22 protein-coding genes, 1 other RNA gene and 1 other annotated feature are annotated in these 18,805 nt (G+C 54.2%); of the genes, 11 read left to right on the top strand and 12 right to left on the bottom strand.

The annotated features are described in order from the left end of the window. Positions 1–183 precede the first annotated feature (183 nt). A complete protein-coding gene (gene glnK, locus QMZ65_RS09520) occupies positions 184–522 on the top strand; it encodes a P-II family nitrogen regulator (protein ID WP_007886947.1) in 339 nt (112 codons plus the stop codon). Positions 523–555: 33 nt separating this feature from the next. Next, positions 556–1,845, top strand: coding sequence for an ammonium transporter AmtB (gene amtB / locus QMZ65_RS09515; RefSeq protein WP_038648536.1), 1,290 nt, complete (start codon positions 556–558; stop codon positions 1,843–1,845). 72 nt (positions 1,846–1,917) lie between these two features. On the opposite strand, the gene tesB is transcribed toward amtB, so the two are convergent. Further along, the gene (gene tesB / locus QMZ65_RS09510; RefSeq protein WP_034828133.1) at positions 1,918–2,781 is read right to left on the bottom strand and encodes an acyl-CoA thioesterase II; all 864 of its coding nucleotides are present in this window, start codon (positions 2,779–2,781) and stop codon (positions 1,918–1,920) included. A 204-nt stretch (positions 2,782–2,985) separates the two neighbouring features. Here tesB and QMZ65_RS09505 point away from each other — a divergent pair, with 204 nt between their 5' ends. Further along, complete coding sequence (locus QMZ65_RS09505) at positions 2,986–3,543, top strand: YbaY family lipoprotein (RefSeq protein ID WP_034828134.1); 558 nt, start codon at positions 2,986–2,988, stop codon at positions 3,541–3,543. Positions 3,544–3,849: 306 nt separating this feature from the next. On the opposite strand, the gene QMZ65_RS09500 is transcribed toward QMZ65_RS09505, so the two are convergent. Next, the gene (locus QMZ65_RS09500) at positions 3,850–4,161 is read right to left on the bottom strand and encodes an MGMT family protein (RefSeq protein ID WP_097117484.1); all 312 of its coding nucleotides are present in this window, start codon (positions 4,159–4,161) and stop codon (positions 3,850–3,852) included. A gap of 176 nt (positions 4,162–4,337) precedes the next feature. Here QMZ65_RS09500 and ffs point away from each other — a divergent pair. Then, positions 4,338–4,434, top strand: an RNA gene (ffs, locus tag QMZ65_RS09495) — signal recognition particle sRNA small type. Between the two features lie 128 nt (positions 4,435–4,562). Here ffs and hha read toward each other — a convergent pair. The 3 genes from hha to QMZ65_RS09480 form a co-directional block, all read right to left on the bottom strand. Further along, on the bottom strand, positions 4,563–4,781 hold the full coding sequence (gene hha, locus QMZ65_RS09490; protein WP_034828137.1) for a hemolysin expression-modulating protein Hha: 219 nt from the start codon (positions 4,779–4,781) through the stop codon (positions 4,563–4,565). Between the two features lie 24 nt (positions 4,782–4,805). After that, positions 4,806–5,183, bottom strand: a complete 378-nt coding sequence (tomB, locus tag QMZ65_RS09485) for an Hha toxicity modulator TomB (protein ID WP_283215899.1) — start codon at positions 5,181–5,183, stop codon at positions 4,806–4,808. A gap of 146 nt (positions 5,184–5,329) precedes the next feature. After that, positions 5,330–5,683, bottom strand: a complete 354-nt coding sequence (locus QMZ65_RS09480) for a hypothetical protein (protein ID WP_283215898.1) — start codon at positions 5,681–5,683, stop codon at positions 5,330–5,332. A 343-nt stretch (positions 5,684–6,026) separates the two neighbouring features. On the opposite strand from QMZ65_RS09480, the gene QMZ65_RS09475 reads away from it, so the two are divergent. Genes QMZ65_RS09475 through QMZ65_RS09465 form a run of 3 tightly spaced genes read left to right on the top strand, consistent with a single transcriptional unit; the run spans position 6,027 to position 8,419 of the window. Beyond that, positions 6,027–6,683 carry a metal ABC transporter ATP-binding protein gene (locus QMZ65_RS09475; protein ID WP_034828143.1) on the top strand — a complete coding sequence of 219 codons (657 nt, stop codon included), beginning with the start codon at positions 6,027–6,029 and terminating at the stop codon, positions 6,681–6,683. Beyond that, on the top strand, positions 6,680–7,519 hold the full coding sequence (locus tag QMZ65_RS09470; protein ID WP_045816335.1) for a metal ABC transporter permease: 840 nt from the start codon (positions 6,680–6,682) through the stop codon (positions 7,517–7,519). The genes QMZ65_RS09475 and QMZ65_RS09470 overlap by 4 nt, the downstream gene beginning before the upstream one ends. Positions 7,520–7,540: 21 nt before the next feature. After that, positions 7,541–8,419 carry a metal ABC transporter substrate-binding protein gene (locus QMZ65_RS09465; RefSeq protein WP_283215897.1) on the top strand — a complete coding sequence of 293 codons (879 nt, stop codon included), beginning with the start codon at positions 7,541–7,543 and terminating at the stop codon, positions 8,417–8,419. Between the two features lie 44 nt (positions 8,420–8,463). Here the strand turns inward: QMZ65_RS09465 and ykgO are convergent, their stop codons facing one another. The 4 genes from ykgO to QMZ65_RS09445 form a co-directional block, all read right to left on the bottom strand. Then, positions 8,464–8,604, bottom strand: a complete 141-nt coding sequence (gene ykgO / locus QMZ65_RS09460; RefSeq protein WP_008103894.1) for a type B 50S ribosomal protein L36 — start codon at positions 8,602–8,604, stop codon at positions 8,464–8,466. Between the two features lie 14 nt (positions 8,605–8,618). Then, positions 8,619–8,876, bottom strand: coding sequence for a type B 50S ribosomal protein L31 (locus QMZ65_RS09455; protein WP_034828149.1), 258 nt, complete (start codon positions 8,874–8,876; stop codon positions 8,619–8,621). 159 nt (positions 8,877–9,035) lie between these two features. After that, the gene (locus QMZ65_RS09450; protein ID WP_034828151.1) at positions 9,036–12,185 is read right to left on the bottom strand and encodes a multidrug efflux RND transporter permease subunit AcrB; all 3,150 of its coding nucleotides are present in this window, start codon (positions 12,183–12,185) and stop codon (positions 9,036–9,038) included. A gap of 17 nt (positions 12,186–12,202) precedes the next feature. Then, entirely contained in the window at positions 12,203–13,393 is a 1,191-nt protein-coding gene (locus QMZ65_RS09445) for an efflux RND transporter periplasmic adaptor subunit (RefSeq protein WP_034828153.1), read from the bottom strand. A gap of 142 nt (positions 13,394–13,535) precedes the next feature. Here QMZ65_RS09445 and acrR point away from each other — a divergent pair, with 142 nt between their 5' ends. Beyond that, complete coding sequence (gene acrR, locus QMZ65_RS09440; protein WP_097117479.1) at positions 13,536–14,174, top strand: multidrug efflux transporter transcriptional repressor AcrR; 639 nt, start codon at positions 13,536–13,538, stop codon at positions 14,172–14,174. On the opposite strand, the gene rsmS is transcribed toward acrR, so the two are convergent. The 3 genes from rsmS to priC form a co-directional block, all read right to left on the bottom strand. Then, complete coding sequence (gene rsmS / locus QMZ65_RS09435) at positions 14,171–14,326, bottom strand: pleiotropic regulatory protein RsmS (RefSeq protein WP_064511361.1); 156 nt, start codon at positions 14,324–14,326, stop codon at positions 14,171–14,173. The genes acrR and rsmS overlap by 4 nt on opposite strands. Positions 14,327–14,338: 12 nt before the next feature. Further along, on the bottom strand, positions 14,339–14,584 hold the full coding sequence (locus QMZ65_RS09430) for a GlsB/YeaQ/YmgE family stress response membrane protein (protein ID WP_034828157.1): 246 nt from the start codon (positions 14,582–14,584) through the stop codon (positions 14,339–14,341). A gap of 174 nt (positions 14,585–14,758) precedes the next feature. Continuing rightward, positions 14,759–15,271, bottom strand: coding sequence for a primosomal replication protein PriC (gene priC, locus QMZ65_RS09425; RefSeq protein ID WP_283215896.1), 513 nt, complete (start codon positions 15,269–15,271; stop codon positions 14,759–14,761). A gap of 57 nt (positions 15,272–15,328) precedes the next feature. Here priC and QMZ65_RS09420 point away from each other — a divergent pair, with 57 nt between their 5' ends. The 3 genes from QMZ65_RS09420 to dnaX all read left to right on the top strand — a co-directional run bounded on the left by QMZ65_RS09420 (position 15,329) and on the right by dnaX (position 18,793). Beyond that, positions 15,329–15,709, top strand: a complete 381-nt coding sequence (locus QMZ65_RS09420; RefSeq protein WP_097117477.1) for a DUF454 family protein — start codon at positions 15,329–15,331, stop codon at positions 15,707–15,709. Between the two features lie 153 nt (positions 15,710–15,862). Beyond that, on the top strand, positions 15,863–16,414 hold the full coding sequence (gene apt, locus QMZ65_RS09415) for an adenine phosphoribosyltransferase (protein WP_097117476.1): 552 nt from the start codon (positions 15,863–15,865) through the stop codon (positions 16,412–16,414). Positions 16,415–16,699: 285 nt separating this feature from the next. Continuing rightward, complete coding sequence (gene dnaX, locus QMZ65_RS09410) at positions 16,700–18,793, top strand: DNA polymerase III subunit gamma/tau (RefSeq protein WP_283215895.1); 2,094 nt, start codon at positions 16,700–16,702, stop codon at positions 18,791–18,793. Next, positions 18,135–18,196 (top strand) — a sequence feature (DnaX frameshifting element). Its footprint overlaps the gene before it by 62 nt. Positions 18,794–18,805: the final 12 nt, after the last annotated feature.

The raw sequence follows: 18,805 nt of genomic DNA, 5'->3' as shown, positions 1-18,805 counted from the left end.
GTGCAATATTGCAACACCTTTCTTTTGTCCTGTTTCCAAACTGAGCCACCCATCACATAACGAAGCGCGATACAGCGCGTCCAGGCCACTGACTGCTCACCTTTTTTCATTTATGGCACAGCGTTTGCTTATATCTCCTCGTGTCCGCGAGACTCACTAAATTTATTATCTGGAGGGGAACGTATGAAGCTGGTTACCGTGGTAATCAAACCATTTAAGCTGGAGGACGTGCGTGAAGCTTTATCCTCCATTGGCATTCAGGGACTGACTGTTACCGAAGTGAAGGGGTTTGGTCGCCAGAAAGGTCACGCAGAGCTTTATCGCGGTGCCGAGTACAGCGTGAACTTCCTGCCAAAAGTTAAAATTGATATCGCGATTGCGGACGATCAACTCGATGAAGTGGTGGATGTCATCAGCAAAGCCGCTTACACCGGCAAAATTGGCGACGGCAAAATCTTCGTCGCAGAACTGCAGCGCGTTATTCGTATTCGTACCGGCGAGACCGACGAAGCAGCACTGTAACTGGGGCTCTGAATTGTGATGGGATGGAAAGAAATGAATAAAATGATGACTAAGTTGGGCCTCACCAGCCTGGCACTGTTACCGTCTCTGGCCATGGCGGCAGCACCTGCCGTTGCGGACAAAGCGGATAACGCCTTTATGATGATCTGTACCGCTCTGGTACTGTTTATGACGATTCCGGGCATCGCCCTGTTTTACGGCGGTTTGATTCGCGGTAAAAACGTCCTGTCGATGCTGACCCAGGTTGCCGTGACCTTCGCATTAGTCTGCGTGCTGTGGGTGATTTACGGTTATTCACTGGCCTTCAGCGAGGGCAACGCCTTCTTCGGTAACTTCCAGTGGGCGATGCTGAAAAATATCGAGCTGAAAGCAGTGATGGGCAGCTTCTATCAGTATATTCACGTCGCGTTCCAGGCTTCTTTCGCCTGTATCACCGTGGGCCTGATTGTGGGCGCGATTGCTGAACGTATTCGCTTCTCAGCAGTACTGATTTTTGTGGTGGTCTGGTTGACGCTCTCTTATCTGCCAATCGCACACATGGTGTGGGCTGGCGGTCTGCTGGCGCAAGACGGCGCGCTGGACTTCGCTGGCGGTACCGTTGTTCATATCAACGCAGCCGTTGCGGGTCTGGTGGGTGCTTATCTGGTGGGCAAACGTGCTGGCTTCGGTAAAGAAGCGTTCAAGCCGCACAACCTGCCAATGGTCTTCACCGGTACTGCGATTCTGTATGTGGGCTGGTTCGGTTTCAACGCCGGTTCTGCTTCTTCAGCTAACGAAATCGCAGCATTGGCTTTCCTGAATACTGTTGTGGCGACTGCAGGTGCGGTGCTGTCATGGGTGTTCGGTGAGTGGGCAATGCGTGGCAAACCTTCTCTGCTGGGTGCGTGTTCTGGCTTTATCGCCGGTTTGGTTGCTATCACCCCGGCTTGTGGTTATGTCGGTGTCGGCGGTGCGCTGATTATCGGTCTGGCCGGTGGCCTGGCAGGTATCTGGGGTGTGACCACCCTGAAGAAATGGCTGCGTGTGGATGACCCGTGTGATGTGTTCGGTGTGCACGGCGTGTGCGGTATCCTGGGTTGTATTCTTACCGGTGTGTTCGCCTCCTCTTCACTGGGCGGCGTGGGCTACGCAGAAGGCGTGACCATGGGCCATCAGGTTTGGGTTCAGCTGTTCAGCTGCGGCGTGACCATTGTCTGGTCAGGTGTTGTCGCCTTCATCGGCTTCAAACTGGCGGATATGATCGTTGGCCTGCGTGTTCCAGAAGATCAGGAACGTGAAGGTCTGGATGTGAACAGCCACGGCGAGAACGCTTACAACCAGTAAGAAATGCGCGGTAGAAGAGCAGTGCGCTAAAACTATAAAAAGACGAGGGGGCGATAATATCGCCCCCTTTTATTATGCGTCGCGTTGGCGCATGACGCCTTCCTGAACGGTAGTCGCGACCAGTGTCCCATCCTGCGTGTAGAACTCCCCACGTACAAACCCACGTGCACCTGAAGCTGAGGTGCTCACCACGCTGTACAGCAACCACTCTGAAAGGTCGAACGGGCGGTGGAACCACATGGAGTGGTCAATCGTCGCCACCTGCATGTCAGGCTCTAAAAATCCTTTACCGTGCGGCTGTAGTGCCACAGGCAGGAAGTTGAGATCCGAGGCGTAACCCAGCAGGTATTGATGAATGCGGCGATCGTCCGGCAGCTTGCCGTTGGCACGAATCCACACCTGGCGCATCGGCTCATCAACACGGCCCTTGAGCGGGTTATGGATTTGCACCGGCCGGATATCCAGTGGACGTTCAGCGAGAAACTTTTCTTTGAGTTTGAGCGGCAAATGGGCTGCCAGTTTTTGTGCCAGATCCTGCTCCGAGGGGAGGTTATCCGGCCCCGGTACTTGAGGCATAGTGTTCTGGTGCTCAAATCCGCTTTCGGGTGCCTGGAATGAGGCTGTCATGTAGAAAATGGGGTGACCATTTTGCACCGCGCTGACACGACGCGCGCTGAAGCTTTTGCCATCGCGCAGGGTTTCGACATCGTAAATGATGGCTTTTTCGCTATCACCAGGACGCAGGAAGTAGCTGTGGAACGAGTGGATGATGCGCTCTTCCGGCACGGTTTGTTTTGCTGCGTATAACGCCTGACCGACGACCTGGCCGCCAAACACCTGGCGCAGGCCGAGATCTTCACTTTGGCCGCGAAACAGGCCTTCTTCGAGTTTTTCGAGATCGAGTAAATTAAGCAGGTTTTGCAGTGCCTGGCTCATAGCAGATTCCTCTGGGGGGCAATCGCGTCAGTGTGAAAGATCCGACCAGTTTCCGTCAATGATTTTGCCGTGATTTCAGTGAGCTGGCAGTGCTTTTGGGCGCAATCCGGTTTTTTGTGCCAGAATTAAGGGCATTCGGCGGTTGAAAAGCTACCCAACAATTTGTCCGCCGACAATCATAGTGTTCATAAGGAGACGACATCGATGAAACTCTGGCATGTTATTAGCGGTGTGACGCTGGCGGCAGCATTGGCTGGCTGTGCCGATCACAGTAAGCCGGTAGCCACCCCAACGTTAGGTTCCGCCGTTGCAGGACAGCAGGCCGCGATTACGCAGCCAAATGTTAGTGGTTCGGTGTATATTCGCCAGCGCATTGCGTTGCCGCCGGATGCGGTGCTGACCGTTACGCTGTCTGACGCTTCACTGGCCGATGCACCATCTAAAGTGCTGGCGCAGCATGTGGTGCGCACCGAAGGGAAACAGGCGCCATTCCAGTTTGTGCTGCCGTTTAACCCGGCCGATATTCAGCCGAATGCGCGGATTCTGTTGAGTGCGGCTATCGCTATTGATGGCAAACTGGCGTTCATTACCGATACGGTGAAGCCGGTGATCAATCAGGGCGGTACGAAAGCGGAACTGCTGTTGGTACCTGTGACCAATATGGCGATGCAGACCACGCCAGGCGCGGCGACAACGGTGCCGTCAACGTCGCCAACGCAGGTGGTGCCTTCTGCTTCGGTGCCTGCGCCGACGAGTATGTGAAAATCACTCGGTGCTAGTCTGGGCGCACTGCCTGGGAAGCATGTAAAAAACTGGGACGGGGGAGTGTACGGGTAGGCAACACTGTTGCGTAAAGTCGCTGTCTCGTCCCTGATCGCTCGGCACACGCCATCCCTGGCGTGTGACGCTTTACTCCACAGTGTTGCCTACCCGCACCTCAGCATGGGTGTGTTGGGGCGAGTTGTTCCATGGAATTAGCAGACTGCCTCTGATTACTCGTCACTTTCATCTTTGGCGGGGATGCTTTACTCCACAGTGTTGCCTGCCCGCACCTCAGCAGGGGGGCGCTTAGTACTCCCAGCGATACTTCTCTAATTCAATCTCACCGGCATCACTGACTTCGATGCCTTCGGCTTCCAGCGCATCGCGCTGGCGGAAGAGATCATCGCCCTGCAGAGAAATGCGGCCATGGCGATTGATGACGCGGAACCACGGTAATTTGCTGCCCTCGGGTAAGCGACGTAATACGCCGCCGACTTGTCGGGCTGCGCGCGGTGAACCGGCAAGCAGGGCGATATCGCCGTAGGTGGTGACTTTGCCTCTGGGGATTGCGGCAATAATTTGCCAGACGCGCTCGGAGAAATTGCTTGTGTCATTCATACACGCACCGGATTCAGCGAATAAAGGGCGACTTTAACATGCCGGGAGGGCGAGAATCAGGGTTTTACTGGCGAGCTGTTCAAGAAAACAACGGTCACCCGGCCTGCGCTTGCAATTGCCAGGGGGTTACTTGATAATGCCTGCGCTCTCGAAAGAGAGCTCGTCAATGGGGGCCCTGTTGGTTCTCCCGCAACGCTAACTTGTGAACTCGGTCAGGTCCGGAAGGAAGCAGCCGCAGCAGGCGACGCGTGTGCCGGGATGTAGCTGGCAGGGCCTCCACCATTTCTACTCCCCGAAAAAATCCTCAAGAAATCAGTACATAGCGAAACGCTGGCACTCCTTTGCCTGTGAATCATTCCCTGAAGGGAAAAGATGGCGTAACGAACAGCGGGTAAAAATAGTTAGCGGACGAACTTCCAGACAGAAACCGGTACTTTGTCGTAAAGCTTATTCATCGTCAGTTCAGCGAGACGATGATCGGCCGCAGAATAAAATACCGCGAGTTCGTTGTCAGATAATTCGTACTTGTTTTTTTCAATCACCCGTTCAAGGGTGTCAATTGAGCGACAACGACGCAGTCGCATCAAATAGTCTGTTTTGGTTAAGGCTTGGTTGCTCATAAATAAACCGGTCTCACTCTGATGCTAAAAGGAATGGCTGGGTTGTTGGAGAAAAGCGCACTCTTCGGCAAACAGATTAAATAAGCGTCTTGCTGAACGTTGCCACCGTTGAAGATCCTGAGTATTGATTCCATAACTGCTAAACAGCATAAAGGTATCGTCAAGATATTCATCGATTTGCGTAATCAGCGCTTCATCTTCAACGTGCTTAATTTTGTAATTCATCGTGAAAGACGCGATATGCTCAATCAAATCGTTGAGCTGTAAATTGCTTTCCGCAGTAGGGTCATTCACCCAGCCGTGATGGCTGTCAGTCAGTGTCGCCATACTTTCGTCAAACAGCTTCTCACACAGGAATTTAAGCTGGGCAATATCATGCCGTTTTGGTGAGTATTCGTCCATCTTTTTCCCCTCCAGAGCTTGCACAGTGACCGCAGCGCGGCGAGATTTGGAAAAGCTATCAGGAAGCGATCACGAATATTAAGAATTCAGCGACTTTTTAAATATAATCCACATTCATTAGCTTTGCTCACCTCGATTACTAAATATTACAATTCGTCGGCTGGCGAGGGGCGGGTATTGTCTATCACTGAAAACACCAGTGCGCCCGGTACTATCTGGAACAAAATCTCTTCATGCTGGGTAGATGTTTCGTTTAAATCCAGGCAAGGATTAAATAAATCCCACTTAAAATCGTAAAGCATTTTAAATCGATTGTTATTGTGCGGTTGAATGGAAATAATCTTAAAACTGTCGGGAACTAATTGCGCGTTTTGAGAATACCACTGTAAATCACCTGCAAGGGCTTCGGCTATTTTGAGAATATTCCCCTGGATAATAGCCTGCAACTTCTCGCAATCGTCCTCATCCACAGCAATATCACAATGAATAATAGACTGCATTTCGCTTCCGGTAAAAAAAGGAGGATGAATCTATCATTGGGGTTCTGGCCAAATATTGCAAGTTAACTCTGTGCAGAATACGTAATCGTTGCGATGGGATTTATCGCTCAATCGATTCAGATCCAGTGATAGCCACAGAGTAAGCGCCAAATGGTTAACTTTTGAAACACTTTCTCTCGGGTATCGCGCGGGGAAAATCAGGTAGTATAATTGTTATGTTATAACGTTTTTGGTCTCCCTCCATGAATCACAGTGGTTTACTCCTCTCACTTAGCGGCCGCCTGCTGGTCGCGCTGCTGCTTATCGCGTTCCTGGCGCTGGCTATCTATTGGGGAATGCAGAAATGATGCATTTCAACCGCTTGCAGGGCGGCTATCAGGGACAAGCGGTGACGCCGATAGTGACCGGAGAACTGGCGGCAGGCAGCATGACGGCATTAATCGGCGCGAACGGCACCGGAAAATCCACGCTACTGAAAACCATCGCCGGTCTGTTGCCGCCGATTGCAGGGACTTGCGAATTAAAAATTTCGCCTAAGGCGCTTGGCTGGTTACCGCAGCGTAGTGAGTTAGAAACCCGTTTCCCGCTTACCGTTTATGAGCTGGTTGCTATGGGATGCTGGCCGCGCTGCGGCTGGTTTGGTGGCATCAATCGTGCGATGCGACAGGAGATCGATGCCGCACTGGATGCCGTGCAGATGCGTGATTTCGCCGATGCGCAGCCTTCAATGCTTTCCGGCGGCCAGTTGCAGCGGGTGCTGTTTGCGCGCCTGATGCTGCAGCAAAGTAAAGTCTGGCTGCTGGATGAACCCTTTAATGGCATCGATACGCAAACCGTCACGCTGTTGATGTCAATCCTCGAGCAGCAGCAGCAGGCGGGCACCACCTTATTAGTCGTGTTGCACGATCGACCACTGGTCGCGCGTTACTTCAAAGATGTGTTGTCACTTGATGATGCTGACTCCGCTCAAACTCCACTGCTGCGCAGGGTGGCTTCGTGACATTGATTCAACCGTTTATCGAATTTGGTTTCATGCGCCGTGCATTAGTGGCTTGTGTGGCATTAGCGCTGAGCGCCACGCCGCTGGGTGTATTCCTTTCACTGCGCCGTATGAGTCTGGTGGGCGATGCGCTCTCCCACGCGGTGCTACCTGGCGCGGCGATTGGCTATCTGGTTTCCGGCTTATCGCTGGTGGCGATGGGCATCGGCGGGTTGATTGCGGGGTTAGCCGTTGCGCTGCTTTCTGGTGCCGTCAGTCGGTACACCCCCTTAAAAGAGGACGCCAGTTTCTCTGGCTTTTATCTCGGCTCGCTGGCGCTGGGCGTGACGCTGGTGTCATTGCGCGGATCGAGCGTCGATCTGCTGCACGTGCTGTTCGGTTCACTGCTGGCCGTCGATAACGCGGCCATCCTGCTGGTGGGCGGCATCGCGGCGTTCACTTTGCTGATGCTGGCAGTGATTTTTCGTCCGCTGGTGATCGATGCGTTCGATCCGGATTTCCTGCGTGCGCAAGGCAAATGGAGCGCGCCGATCGTGCACGGCATTTTCCTGATGCTGGTGGTGCTCAATCTGGTTGCGGGTTTTCAGGTGCTCGGCACGTTGATGTCGGTGGGATTGATGATGTTACCGGCCACCAGCGCGCGTTTCTGGAGTCGCCATCTCGCCTGCATGCTCGGCATCGCCATGCTGCTGGCGATGATCGCCGCGCTGGTAGGTTTAATTCTTTCCTGGCACTTCTCACTGCCAGCCGGACCTGCGGTGGTGCTGAGTGCGGCCGTACTGTTTTTGCTTTCTGTTTTAACAGGACCGTGTGGCGGCCTGCTGCGCCGTCGATAACTATACAATTAGGGGATACGAATGAAGAAGTTACCGTTGAGTCTGGCGATTGGCGCCATGTTGATTAGCCCACTGACCATGGCGAAAACCGTGGAAGTGGTAGCGAGTTTCACCGTGCTGGCGGATATCGTTAAGCAGGTGGGCGGCGATCACGTTAACGTGAAGTCGCTGGTGCAGCCTAACGGCGATCCTCATACCTTCGAACCAACGCCACAGGATAGCCAGGCATTGGCTAAAGCCAATGTGGTATTTGTGAGTGGTTTGGGGATGGAAGGGTGGATGGATCGCCTGATCAGCGCCTCCGGTTATAAAGGCACGATTGTGGTCGCCTCCAACGGCGTCAACACACGCAAAATGGAAGAAGACGGCAAAACCGTGACTGACCCACACGCGTGGAATAGCATGCACAATGGCGTGATTTATGCCACCAACGTGATGAATGCGCTGATTAAAGCCGACCCGCAAGATGCGGCGGATATCCGCAAGAGCGGTGAAAGCTACATTCAGCAGTTGGAAAAACTGGATAGCTGGGCAAAAACGGAGTTTGCTGCAGTGCCGAAAAGCAAGCGTAAAGTGCTGACCAGCCATGATGCCTTTGGTTACTTTGGCCAGCGTTACGGTGTGAGTTTCCTTGCGCCAGTCGGTTTCTCCACGGAAGCCGAAGCCAGTGCCAGCGATGTGGCATCGATTATCAAGCAGCTGAAGGCTGAGCACATCAAGACTTACTTCATGGAGAATCAGACCGATCCGCGTTTGGTGAAACAGATTGCCAGCGAAACTGGCGCACAGCCAGGTGGTGAACTCTATCCTGAAGCGTTGTCCGAGGCGAACGGTCCTGCTGCGACCTATGTTGCTGCCTTCAAGCACAACGTCGATATCATGTTGCAGAGCATGAAGTAAAAAAAAGGCCGGGGAGCATCCCGGCCAATTATCACGACACTTTCCTACCTTTTCTTTTTTCTTCCCTGAACCGCCTTAAAGCGCGGATTTGTTTTGCAGATCACGTAAATGCGACCTTTACGACGCACGACTTTGCAATCCTTGTGACGGGTCTTGGCAGACCGTAATGAACTTAAAACCTGCATGCGTTAACTCCTGATTAATTGCCGCGCGTCAGGAAGCTGCCGAAACGCTTGTTGAAGCGTGCGGCGCTGCCTTCTTTGGTGAGATCTTTTTGCTTGCCGGTGTAGTGGACGTGGGATTTAGACGAGACATCCAGCGTCACGTACGGCAGCACTTCGCCTTCGAACTCAATGGTGCGTTCGGTTTTAATGGTGGAACCGATTTTGAAATACTCATCGACAGAGGTGTCGTGGAACACCACGGGACGGTAATGAGGATGGATATTGGCTTTCATAACTGCACTCTCATGTAATGTTATAATATAACAATAGTATGAACCTGCAGAGAATTGATTGCAACCGCGATCGCAGTAAGGGTATTGAACGGTCGGGTGAAGGGCGGTGTTCAGGCAATAAAAAAGGCCGCTTGCGCGGCCTTTTCAACAGGTGACAACTTAGTGTTTGTGCTCGACCGGATGGCCTTGCTCAATCTCCGCTTTGTTTTTACCAAAGCGGCGACGTACCACCACGAAGAACACCGGTACGAAGAAGATTGCCAACGCGGTTGCGGTTACCATGCCGCCCATTACGCCAGTACCCACGGCGTTCTGTGCGCCGGAACCAGCACCGGTACTGATGGCCAGCGGCAGAACACCGAGGATAAAGGCCAGTGAGGTCATCAGAATTGGACGCAGACGCATACGTGCTGCTTCCAGAGTTGATTCCACCAAACCTTTCCCTTCCTTCTCCATCAAATCCTTGGCGAATTCAACGATTAGGATGGCGTTCTTCGCCGACAAGCCAATGGTTGTCAGCAGCCCCACCACGAAGTAGACGTCGTTACTGAGTCCGCGCAGGGTGGTGAAGATCAATGCACCGACCACACCCAGCGGCACCACCAGCATAACGGAGAACGGAATCGACCAGCTCTCATACAATGCCGCCAGACACAGGAACACCACAATCAGCGAGATGGCGTACAGGGCAGGGGCCTGGTTACCGGACAGACGTTCCTGGTAAGACATACCGGTCCAGTCATAGCCGATACCCGCAGGCAGTTTGCCCGCCAGCTCTTCCATCAGGTTCATGGCATCGCCGGAGCTCTTGCCTGGTGCAGCCTGACCCAGAATCTCCATTGATGGTAAGCCGTTGTAACGTTCCAGACGTGGTGAACCGTACTGCCACTTCGCCGAAGAGAAGGCTGAGAACGGAACCATAGTGCCGGAGCTGTTACGCACAAACCATTTGCTGATGTCATCTGGCAACATACGCGAGTCAGCCTGGCCCATGACGTACACTTTCTTCACACGACCACGGTCGATGAAGTCATTGACGTACGAACCACCCCAGCCCGCGCCCAGCGTGGTGTTGATGTCAGACAGCGACACACCCAACGCCTGCGCTTTTTCCTGATCGATGATCAGTTTGTACTGTGGCGTATCTTCCATACCGTTTGGACGCACGCCCACCAGCGTATCCGGATGCTGGGCAATCATGCCAAACAGCTGGTTACGCGCGGCGGTTAACTTCTCGTGACCCAGGTTACCCTGGTCCGTCAGCATGAAGTCGAAGCCGGTGGCGTTACCCAGCTCGATAATCGCTGGCAGGTTGAACGGGAAGACCATCGCATCTTTGATCTGACCCAACGCCTGCATGGCGCGTCCGGCAATCGCTGGCACTTTCAGGCTGGCATCGCCACGCTCATCCCACGGTTTCAGGCTGACGAAGGCAATACCGGTGTTCTGACCACGACCCGCAAAGCCAAAGCCGTTAACGGTAAATACCGAGTTAACGCTGTCTTTCTCTTTGTTCAGGAAGTAATCGGTCACCTGATCCAGCACTTTCTGCGTACGTTCCTGGGTTGCACCGGCTGGCAACTGCGCCTGCGCCAGTAACAGACCCTGATCCTCTTCCGGCAGGAAGGAGGTAGGCAGTTTCAGGAACAGATACGCCATGCCGACCACGATCACCAGGTAGATCACCAGATAACGACCGGTGCTACGCACGATGTGACCTACGCTATCGACGTAGTGGTTGGTGCTCTTGTCGAACAGGCGGTTGAACCAGCCGAAGAAGCCAGTGGTTTTACCGTGATCGCCTTTCTTGATCGGTTTCAGCATGGTGGCACAGAGTGCCGGCGTCAGAATCAACGCCACCAGTACTGACAGTGCCATTGCGGAAACGATGGTGATCGAGAACTGACGATAAATAACCCCGGTAGAGCCACCGAAGAAGGCCATCGGGATGAATACTGCGGACAGCACCAGGGCAATACCCACCAGCGCACCCTGAATCTGCTCCATCGAACGTTTCGTCGCTTCTTTCGGCGGTAAACCTTCTTCCGCCATCACACGCTCAACGTTCTCTACCACCACGATGGCGTCATCCACCAACAGGCCGATGGCGAGTACCATCCCGAACATCGTCAGAGTGTTTATCGAGTAACCAAAGGCACTGATAATCGCAAACGTACCCAACAGCACCACCGGCACCGCAATGGTCGGAATCAGCGTGGCGCGGAAGTTCTGCAGGAACAGGTACATCACCAGGAACACCAGCACGATCGCTTCAAACAGCGTTTTCACCACTTCGAAGATCGAGATCTTCACGAACGGCGTGGTGTCGTACGGGTAAACGGTTTTCATGCCAGCCGGGAAGAACGGCTGCAGTTTGGCCAGCTCATCTTTCACCGCTTTGGCGGTATCCAATGCATTCGCACCGGTTGCCAGTTTCACACCGATACCCGAAGCCGGTTTGCCGTTGTAGCGGGCGATGATCTCGTAGTTTTCACCACCGAGTTCAATCTTCGCCACGTCACGCAAGCGCACCTGTGAGCCATCCTGGTTCACTTTCAGCATGATGTTGCCGAACTCTTCAGTATTGGTCAGACGGGTCTGCGCAATGATCGAGGCGTTCAACTGCTGGCCAGGCACGGGCGGTGTACCCCCTAACTGACCGGCGGCGACCTGGGTGTTCTGGGTGCCCAACGCACTGATGACATCGACCGGCGTCAGCTGGTAGTTGTTCAGTTTGTGCGGGTCGAGCCAGATGCGCATCGCGTACTGCGCACCAAACACCTGCGTATCACCGACGCCAGGCGTACGGCTGATCGGGTCTTTGATGTTTGAAGCAACATAGTCAGAGATATCATTCTGCGTCATGCTGCCGTCATCACTGACAAAGCCCGCTACCATCAGGAAGCTGCTGGAGGATTTTTTAACCTGAATACCTTGCTGCTGTACTTCCTGCGGCAGCAGTGGCATCGCCAGCTGCAGCTTGTTCTGTACCTGTACCTGCGCGATATCGGCGTTGGTACCGGACTGGAAGGTCAGCGTCAGGGTTAAAGTACCGGACGAGTCACTGCTCGAGGCCATATACATCAGGCCATCGATGCCGTTCATGTTTTGTTCGATAACCTGGGTTACCGAATCCTGCAGCGTTTTCGCATCAGCACCCGGGTAGGTTGCCTGGATTTCAACGGCCGGCGGCGCAACATTGGGATATTGCTCAATCGGCAAGCTGATAATTGCAAGAGTACCTGCCAGCATAATGATGATGGCAAGCACCCAGGCAAAAATGGGGCGATCGATAAAGAACTTAGCCATGTATCAGTGGCTCCTGTTTAGGACGATGATTTAGCAGACTGTGATTCCGGTGCTGCTTTGGCATCATCTTTGACTTCTTGTGGTGTCACCTGCGCACCTGGCTTGGCACGCTGAAGACCGACGGTGATCACGCGATCGCCTTCTTTCAGGCCATCCGTTACCAGCCATTTGTCACCAAATGCCTGATTAGCGGTGATATTACGGACTTCCACTTTATTATCTGCGCCCACCACCATCGCAGTTGCCTGACCGGTTGGGGTACGGGTTACGCCCTGTTGCGGTACCAGCAGTGCGGTTGGGTTGGTGCCTTCATCCAGACGCGCACGCACAAACATCCCTGGCAGCAGGCGATGGTCCGGGTTCGGGAAGATGGCGCGCAGCGTGATGGAGCCGGTGGTTTCATCCACGGTCACATCAGAGAATTCCAATGTGCCTGTCTGCGTGTATGCGTTACCGTTTTGCATCAAGAGCGTGACGTTGGCTTTGCCGTCATTCTGTTTCAGCTGACCGGATTCCAGTTCTGCGCGCAAACGCAGGAAATCATCACTGGATTGGGTCACATCGACATACATTGGATCGAGCTGCTGCACGGTTGCCAGCGCAGTGGTTTGACCGCTGGAAACCAGAGCGCCCTCAGTGACTGACGATTTACCAATGCGACCGCTGATCGGCGACGTCACTTTGGTGTAAGCCAGATTGATGCGGGCGGTTTCCACATTGGCCTGGGCTGCCTGAACGGCTGCAGCCGTCTGTGCAGCGGTGGCCGCCGCGGTGTCATAGTCCTGCTGACTGATGTACTTAGTACCCAGCAGCGGCTTATAACGTTTGATGGTTAACTGCGCGACGTGTGCATTGGCTTGCGCCTGTGCTAAATCGCCTTTGGCGCTGTCATAAGCCGCCTGGTAAGTTGCCGGATCGATCTGATACAGGGACACGCCTGCTTTGATATCCGTTCCTTCCTCAAAATTACGCTTCAGAATAATGCCTGACACCTGAGGGCGTACTTCTGCCACGCGGAATGCCGAAGTACGTCCTGGCAGTTCGGTGGTAATTTTCAAAGGCTCGTTTTTTAACGTCACAACACCCACTTCTGGGGGCTGCTGCTGGGCGGCTTGCTGGGATTTATTATCATCACATCCTGTTAACACAAAGCTGCCTGAAAGCATCAGGACGGCCGCCAGAGGCGCTAATCCTCTGTTTTTATTCATAAATAAACCTCTAGTGTCCGATATCAAATGATCAATGGATCACAAACCGATAAACCCATTGCTGCGTTAAAACACGGGTCGTGCTATGGTACATACATTCACAAATGTATGTAAACTTGCCAGTTTGTAAAAAAAGTCCTCTATGGCACGAAAAACCAAAGCGCAAGCACTTGAAACGCGGAACCAAATTCTGGATGCCGCTTTAGCACACTTCTCTGAACACGGTGTGGCTGCCACATCCCTGGCAGATATCGCAACAGCGGCCGGCGTCACGCGCGGTGCTATCTACTGGCATTTCAAAAATAAAGCCGATGTTCTGCATGAAATCTGGCTTCGGTGTGACGCTGGGCTTGACGATGTGGAACTTGAGTATCAGACAAAATACCCGGACGATCCACTTTCTGTTATCCGTTCTATGTTGATCTATATCCTTGACGCCACAGCAAAGGATCCACAAAGACGCGCATTAATGGAGATTATCTTCCATAAATGTGAATTCGTTGGCGAAATGTCGACATTACAGGATATGCGTCAAAGTTTACTGCTTGAGTGTTACGACCGAATTGAATTGGTGCTACGTGAGTGTATCGAAGTGGGCCAGTTGCCTGCGGGATTGAACACGTTGCAATCGGCGCGTCTGATGTGCGGTTATATCAACGGTATGATGGAAAACTGGCTGTTTAACCCGCAGGCGTTTGATCTGGCGGCAGATGCGCCGCAGTTGGTGGATGCCTTTATTGATATGCTGCGGCTCAGTCCCACTCTCTCTTCGGCGCGTTAATTAACGCCCTCTGCCGCCTGTTTCTGCTGATAATCGCGTTGGACAATCGCCAGCGCGGCTAACACGGTTGCGGTAGGCACCTGGTTCTCTTCCAGCAGTTGTATCAAATCCACTGCCAGTTTGATCTCATCGGATGCAGTTTCCAGTGACATGATCTCTCCTTGTTAAATACGTAATTTTGCCGCCACCAGCAGCATCAAAATGGAACCCAGCAGTGCCACCCCAAAGCCAGCGGGGTGCAACGTCGCTAAATCACCCGTTGTAAAATAAGTCGCGATGTAACCCCCAATTAACGCACCAATCACGGCCAGCACCAGCGTCGGAACAAACCCACCCGGCCGACCGGGAAAAACCATGCGCTTGATGCAGCCAGCCACCACGCCAATCGCTATCCACATAATTAGGGTCATGATTTTCCTCCTTCATTCATAGGGGGAGTATATATCCTAAATAATTTCAGGTGCAGGCAAGTGGCAAAGGAATGAACCCGCAAGCGCTTACTCAGGTAAGAGATGGGGGGAATGAGCGTAGCCAACACACCTGCCGTGTGAAGTATGACGGGTATAGAGGAAAGTGGGCGGTGATTACCGTGCCGGGCCTGACATTTCCAGTTTGTGCATCGCATGGCGACAGCGTGCCAGCCGCTCGTGCAGCACTTCGATATCGCGGATCAACTGCTGCTGCACGCTGAGGGTTTCGGTGCGCGCCAGATGTTGCTCACGTTGTTCGATCATTGCCAGCAGGCGCGTTTCATAGCCCTGATACTCTTCGCGCTTCGACTGGCGCGGATCAACGCGAGGACGCTCACGCGGGGTGCGCAGTTGCTGGCTCTGGCATTCGCGTTGCAGGGCGGCAATCTGGTCCAGCACTTTCTCCGCCAGCCACTGGCGGCGCATCACATCAGTATCGGCTGCGCCAAGCTGGGTTAAATTTTGCTCCAGCTCAGCGAGATAATCAGCGAGCCGCGTGCCTTTGCAATGGAACAGTTGGGCGTCAAAACGGGGCTGTCGGCAGGCACCATCGCGTTGCTGCGCGATTTGCTGTCGTAGCTGATCGACAATGGCGAGCAGACGTTGATGTGCGGGCGGTTGGGGCATCACTCTGATTCCGACTGTGTTAACGTAGCGCAGTTCCGATTTTATCAGGCATCAGGCATGCAACGAATTTTTCTTCTGTGTCTTGGCTGGCTGGCGATTGTGCTGGGCACGCTGGGCATTGTATTACCTTTGTTACCGACCACGCCATTTGTGTTGCTGGCCGCCTGGTGCTTTGCCCGTTCGTCACCGCGTTTTCACCACTGGCTGCTGTGGCGCTCGCCGTTTGGTCGCTACATCCGCCACTGGCAACAGCATCGCGCCATGCCGCCCGGCGCCAAAGGCCGCGCCATGTTGCTGATTGTCATCACCTTTGCCGCTTCTATTTATCTGGTTAACATGCTGTGGGTGCGGATTATGCTGGGCATCATGTTGTGCGCGCTGCTTTTGTTTATGTGGCGTATCCCGGTAGTGGCAGAAAATGCTGACAGCGGCGATTAAGTGCGGCAGGGTTGCATTTAGACAGGTATTTGCATAGATTTGGGCATCTTCGTGCGTGGCTTCCCTTTTTAAACGTCTTCGCTTAACCCGGTTTCCGGGTATTGGCGCTGTCGGATGCTGCGCGTATTAGATATTTTTCCAGGCGTAACACTTATGACCGCAACTGCTCAGCAGCTTGAACTCATCAAAAACAGCATCAAAAGCATCCCTGACTACCCTAAGCCGGGCATCCTGTTCCGTGACGTCACCAGTTTGATGGAAGATCCGCAGGCCTATGCCGCGTCGATTGCCATTCTGGTTGAACGCTATCGTAACAAAGGTATCACCAAAGTGGTGGGCACCGAAGCACGTGGCTTCCTGTTTGGTGCACCGGTGGCACTGGGTCTGGGTGTCGGTTTTGTGCCGGTGCGTAAGCCGGGCAAGCTGCCGCGTGAAACCTACAGCGAGAGCTATGAGCTGGAGTACGGTTCTGATGCGCTGGAGCTGCACAAAGATGCCATTAAGCCAGGTGATGTGGTGCTGGTGGTGGACGATCTGCTGGCCACCGGCGGTACGCTGGAAGCCACAGTGAAACTGATCCGCCGTGCCGGTGGCGAAGTGAAAGATGCTGCGTTCGTGATCAACCTGTTTGATCTGAGCGGTGAAGCGCGCCTTAACGCGATCGGCATTGATTGCTACAGCCTCGTGAATTTCCCCGGCCATTAAGGCCCTGTGCGCCGCTGGCCTTGGCCATCGCGGCGCATTTCATTGCGCGTTCCTGCCGTCGTACCTTTGTATCAATGTCTGATAAATCGTACCGCTCAAGCGGATGCGCAATGAAATTCAGCGCCTGCAGCGCGGGTATAGGCATATCCTGTTGTGGCTGTTAGACTACTGCCCATATAAACAAGGGTTGCGAAGCTGCATTTTTCCTCTTTGTCTTGTGGCGGAACCCGGTTCACTTAGCCGCACCGCTGTGCCAACTCAATAAATTCCAGTGATTGAATCCACATGAGCTATCAGGTACTTGCGCGAAAATGGCGTCCCCAGGCTTTCGCTGACGTAGTCGGTCAGGAACATGTACTGACTGCGCTGGCCAACGGATTGTCACTGGGACGAATCCATCATGCTTATCTCTTCTCCGGTACACGCGGCGTGGGGAAAACCTCGATCGCCCGTTTGCTGGCGAAAGGTCTTAACTGCGAAACCGGTATCACCTCCACGCCATGTGGTCAGTGTGATAACTGCCGTGAAATCGAGCAGGGGCGCTTTGTCGATCTTATTGAGATCGATGCCGCGTCACGCACCAAAGTCGAAGACACGCGCGATTTGCTGGATAACGTGCAGTACGCCCCGGCGCGCGGTCGCTTCAAGGTTTATCTGATCGATGAAGTGCACATGCTCTCGCGTCACAGCTTTAATGCGCTGTTGAAAACGCTGGAAGAGCCGCCGTCGCACGTCAAATTCCTGCTGGCGACCACCGACCCGCAAAAATTGCCGGTCACTATTCTGTCGCGTTGCCTGCAGTTCCATCTTAAAGCGCTCGACGTCGAGCAAATTCAGCAGCAGTTAGTGCATATATTGCAGCAGGAGCAGATTGCCGCCGAGCCGCGTGCACTGCATCTGCTGGCGCGTGCCGCTGATGGCAGTATGCGTGATGCCCTGAGTCTCACCGATCAGGCGATTGCCATGGGGCAGGGCAGCGTGACGCGTGAAACCGTGGCGCAAATGCTGGGCACGCTGGATGACGAACAGCCGCTGGCGCTGATTGAAGCGCTGGTGGAGGGCCAGGGTGAACAGGTGATGGCACTGCTGAATCAGGCGGCATCGCGTGGTGTCGAGTGGGAAGCGCTGCTGGTCGAGATGCTGCGATTGCTGCATCGTGTGGCGATGGTGCAACTGCTGCCGGCTTCACTTGGCGAGGATGATGTGAATCAGGCACAGCGCTTGCGCGATTTAGCGCGCGTCTTACCGCCCGCCGATGTGCAGCTCTACTACCAAACTTTGTTGATGGGACGTAAAGATCTGCCGCTGGCACCGGATCGTCGCCTCGGCGTCGAGATGACGCTGCTGCGCGCGCTGGCGTTCCATCCGCAGGCGACCATTGCCGAGCCGGTTGCGCGGCCCAGTCTGATCCCGCAGGCGGCACCGCAAGCGTCTGCTGCATCCGCAGGCGTTGCTGCGCCGGCCTCCTCCGCTCAGGTTACAGCTCCAGCTTCGTCAGCCAACACTGCCGCGTCAGCAACGCCAGCGGCTTCCGCTCACGCTGCCGGACCTGCAGCCACTTCTTCGGCACCTCGCACCGCCTCTGCCGCGCAGCCGCAGATGGCGCCGCCAATGCAGGACGCGCCGCCGATGGCTGATGATTACGCCGATATGCAACCGGCGCCAGAACATATGTCCGACTCCACCAGCCAGCTGTTACAGGCGCGAACGCAGTTGCTGCGTCAGGGAGCCGGCAAAGCAAAAAAGAGTGAGCCGGCAGCGCGTCCCGCGCGGCCGGCGAACCCGGCGCTGGAACGTCTTGCCAGTGTCACCGAACGCGTGCAGCAGCGTGCGTCTGAACCCGCGGTAAAAACGCCCGCGAAGCCAGAAGCCTATCGCTGGAAAGCCCAGCAAACGGTCGAGGTAAAAGCGGAGCCCATCGCAACGCCAAAAGCCTTGCGTTCCGCTCTGGAGCATGAGAAAACGCCTGAGCTGGCGCTTCGTCTGGCCGAAGAAGCCCAGCAGCGCGATGCGTGGGCCGCCGAAATAGCCGCACTGACGTTGCCAAAACTGGTGCAGCAGGTGGCGTTAAACGCGTGGAAAGAGGTGGGCGAGAACGCCGTCACGCTGCATTTGCGCAGCAGTCAACGCCACCTGAATTCAGCGTCGGCAAAACAGGCGTTGACGGAAGCGCTCAGTCAGGCAGCCGGACAAACGGTTGAACTGACCATCGTTGAAGACGATAATCCTGCGGTGTTGACGCCACTGGAATGGCGTCAGGCCATTTATGAAGAGAAACTGGTGCAGGCGCGCCAGTCGATTGAAAGCGATACTCACATTCAGACATTGCGTCGATTCTTCGATGCCGATCTGGATGAAGAGAGTATTCGACCCGTTTGAACACCCGCTGTC

This window comes from Pantoea sp. EABMAA-21 (assembly GCF_030053335.1).
In the GTDB taxonomy this organism is placed as follows: Bacteria; Pseudomonadota; Gammaproteobacteria; order Enterobacterales; family Enterobacteriaceae; genus Pantoea; species Pantoea communis.
This window is presented reverse-complemented; position numbering and strand designations above follow the sequence as displayed.

Coding starts and splice junctions, on each gene's coding strand:
- QMZ65_RS09455 (WP_034828149.1), bottom strand. CDS start 8,876: ATGAAAGCCAATATCCATCCTCATTACCGTCCCGTGGTGTTCCACGAC.
- QMZ65_RS09475 (WP_034828143.1), top strand. CDS start 6,027: ATGATGCATTTCAACCGCTTGCAGGGCGGCTATCAGGGACAAGCGGTG.
- QMZ65_RS09445 (WP_034828153.1), bottom strand. CDS start 13,393: ATGAATAAAAACAGAGGATTAGCGCCTCTGGCGGCCGTCCTGATGCTT.
- QMZ65_RS09505 (WP_034828134.1), top strand. CDS start 2,986: ATGAAACTCTGGCATGTTATTAGCGGTGTGACGCTGGCGGCAGCATTG.
- QMZ65_RS09430 (WP_034828157.1), bottom strand. CDS start 14,584: ATGACCCTAATTATGTGGATAGCGATTGGCGTGGTGGCTGGCTGCATC.
- hha (WP_034828137.1), bottom strand. CDS start 4,781: ATGAGCAACCAAGCCTTAACCAAAACAGACTATTTGATGCGACTGCGT.
- QMZ65_RS09500 (WP_097117484.1), bottom strand. CDS start 4,161: ATGAATGACACAAGCAATTTCTCCGAGCGCGTCTGGCAAATTATTGCC.
- glnK (WP_007886947.1), top strand. CDS start 184: ATGAAGCTGGTTACCGTGGTAATCAAACCATTTAAGCTGGAGGACGTG.
- QMZ65_RS09420 (WP_097117477.1), top strand. CDS start 15,329: ATGCAACGAATTTTTCTTCTGTGTCTTGGCTGGCTGGCGATTGTGCTG.
- tomB (WP_283215899.1), bottom strand. CDS start 5,183: ATGGACGAATACTCACCAAAACGGCATGATATTGCCCAGCTTAAATTC.
- amtB (WP_038648536.1), top strand. CDS start 556: ATGAATAAAATGATGACTAAGTTGGGCCTCACCAGCCTGGCACTGTTA.
- acrR (WP_097117479.1), top strand. CDS start 13,536: ATGGCACGAAAAACCAAAGCGCAAGCACTTGAAACGCGGAACCAAATT.
- apt (WP_097117476.1), top strand. CDS start 15,863: ATGACCGCAACTGCTCAGCAGCTTGAACTCATCAAAAACAGCATCAAA.
- QMZ65_RS09450 (WP_034828151.1), bottom strand. CDS start 12,185: ATGGCTAAGTTCTTTATCGATCGCCCCATTTTTGCCTGGGTGCTTGCC.
- QMZ65_RS09465 (WP_283215897.1), top strand. CDS start 7,541: ATGAAGAAGTTACCGTTGAGTCTGGCGATTGGCGCCATGTTGATTAGC.
- tesB (WP_034828133.1), bottom strand. CDS start 2,781: ATGAGCCAGGCACTGCAAAACCTGCTTAATTTACTCGATCTCGAAAAA.
- QMZ65_RS09480 (WP_283215898.1), bottom strand. CDS start 5,683: ATGCAGTCTATTATTCATTGTGATATTGCTGTGGATGAGGACGATTGC.
- dnaX (WP_283215895.1), top strand. CDS start 16,700: ATGAGCTATCAGGTACTTGCGCGAAAATGGCGTCCCCAGGCTTTCGCT.
- rsmS (WP_064511361.1), bottom strand. CDS start 14,326: ATGTCACTGGAAACTGCATCCGATGAGATCAAACTGGCAGTGGATTTG.
- ykgO (WP_008103894.1), bottom strand. CDS start 8,604: ATGCAGGTTTTAAGTTCATTACGGTCTGCCAAGACCCGTCACAAGGAT.
- priC (WP_283215896.1), bottom strand. CDS start 15,271: ATGCCCCAACCGCCCGCACATCAACGTCTGCTCGCCATTGTCGATCAG.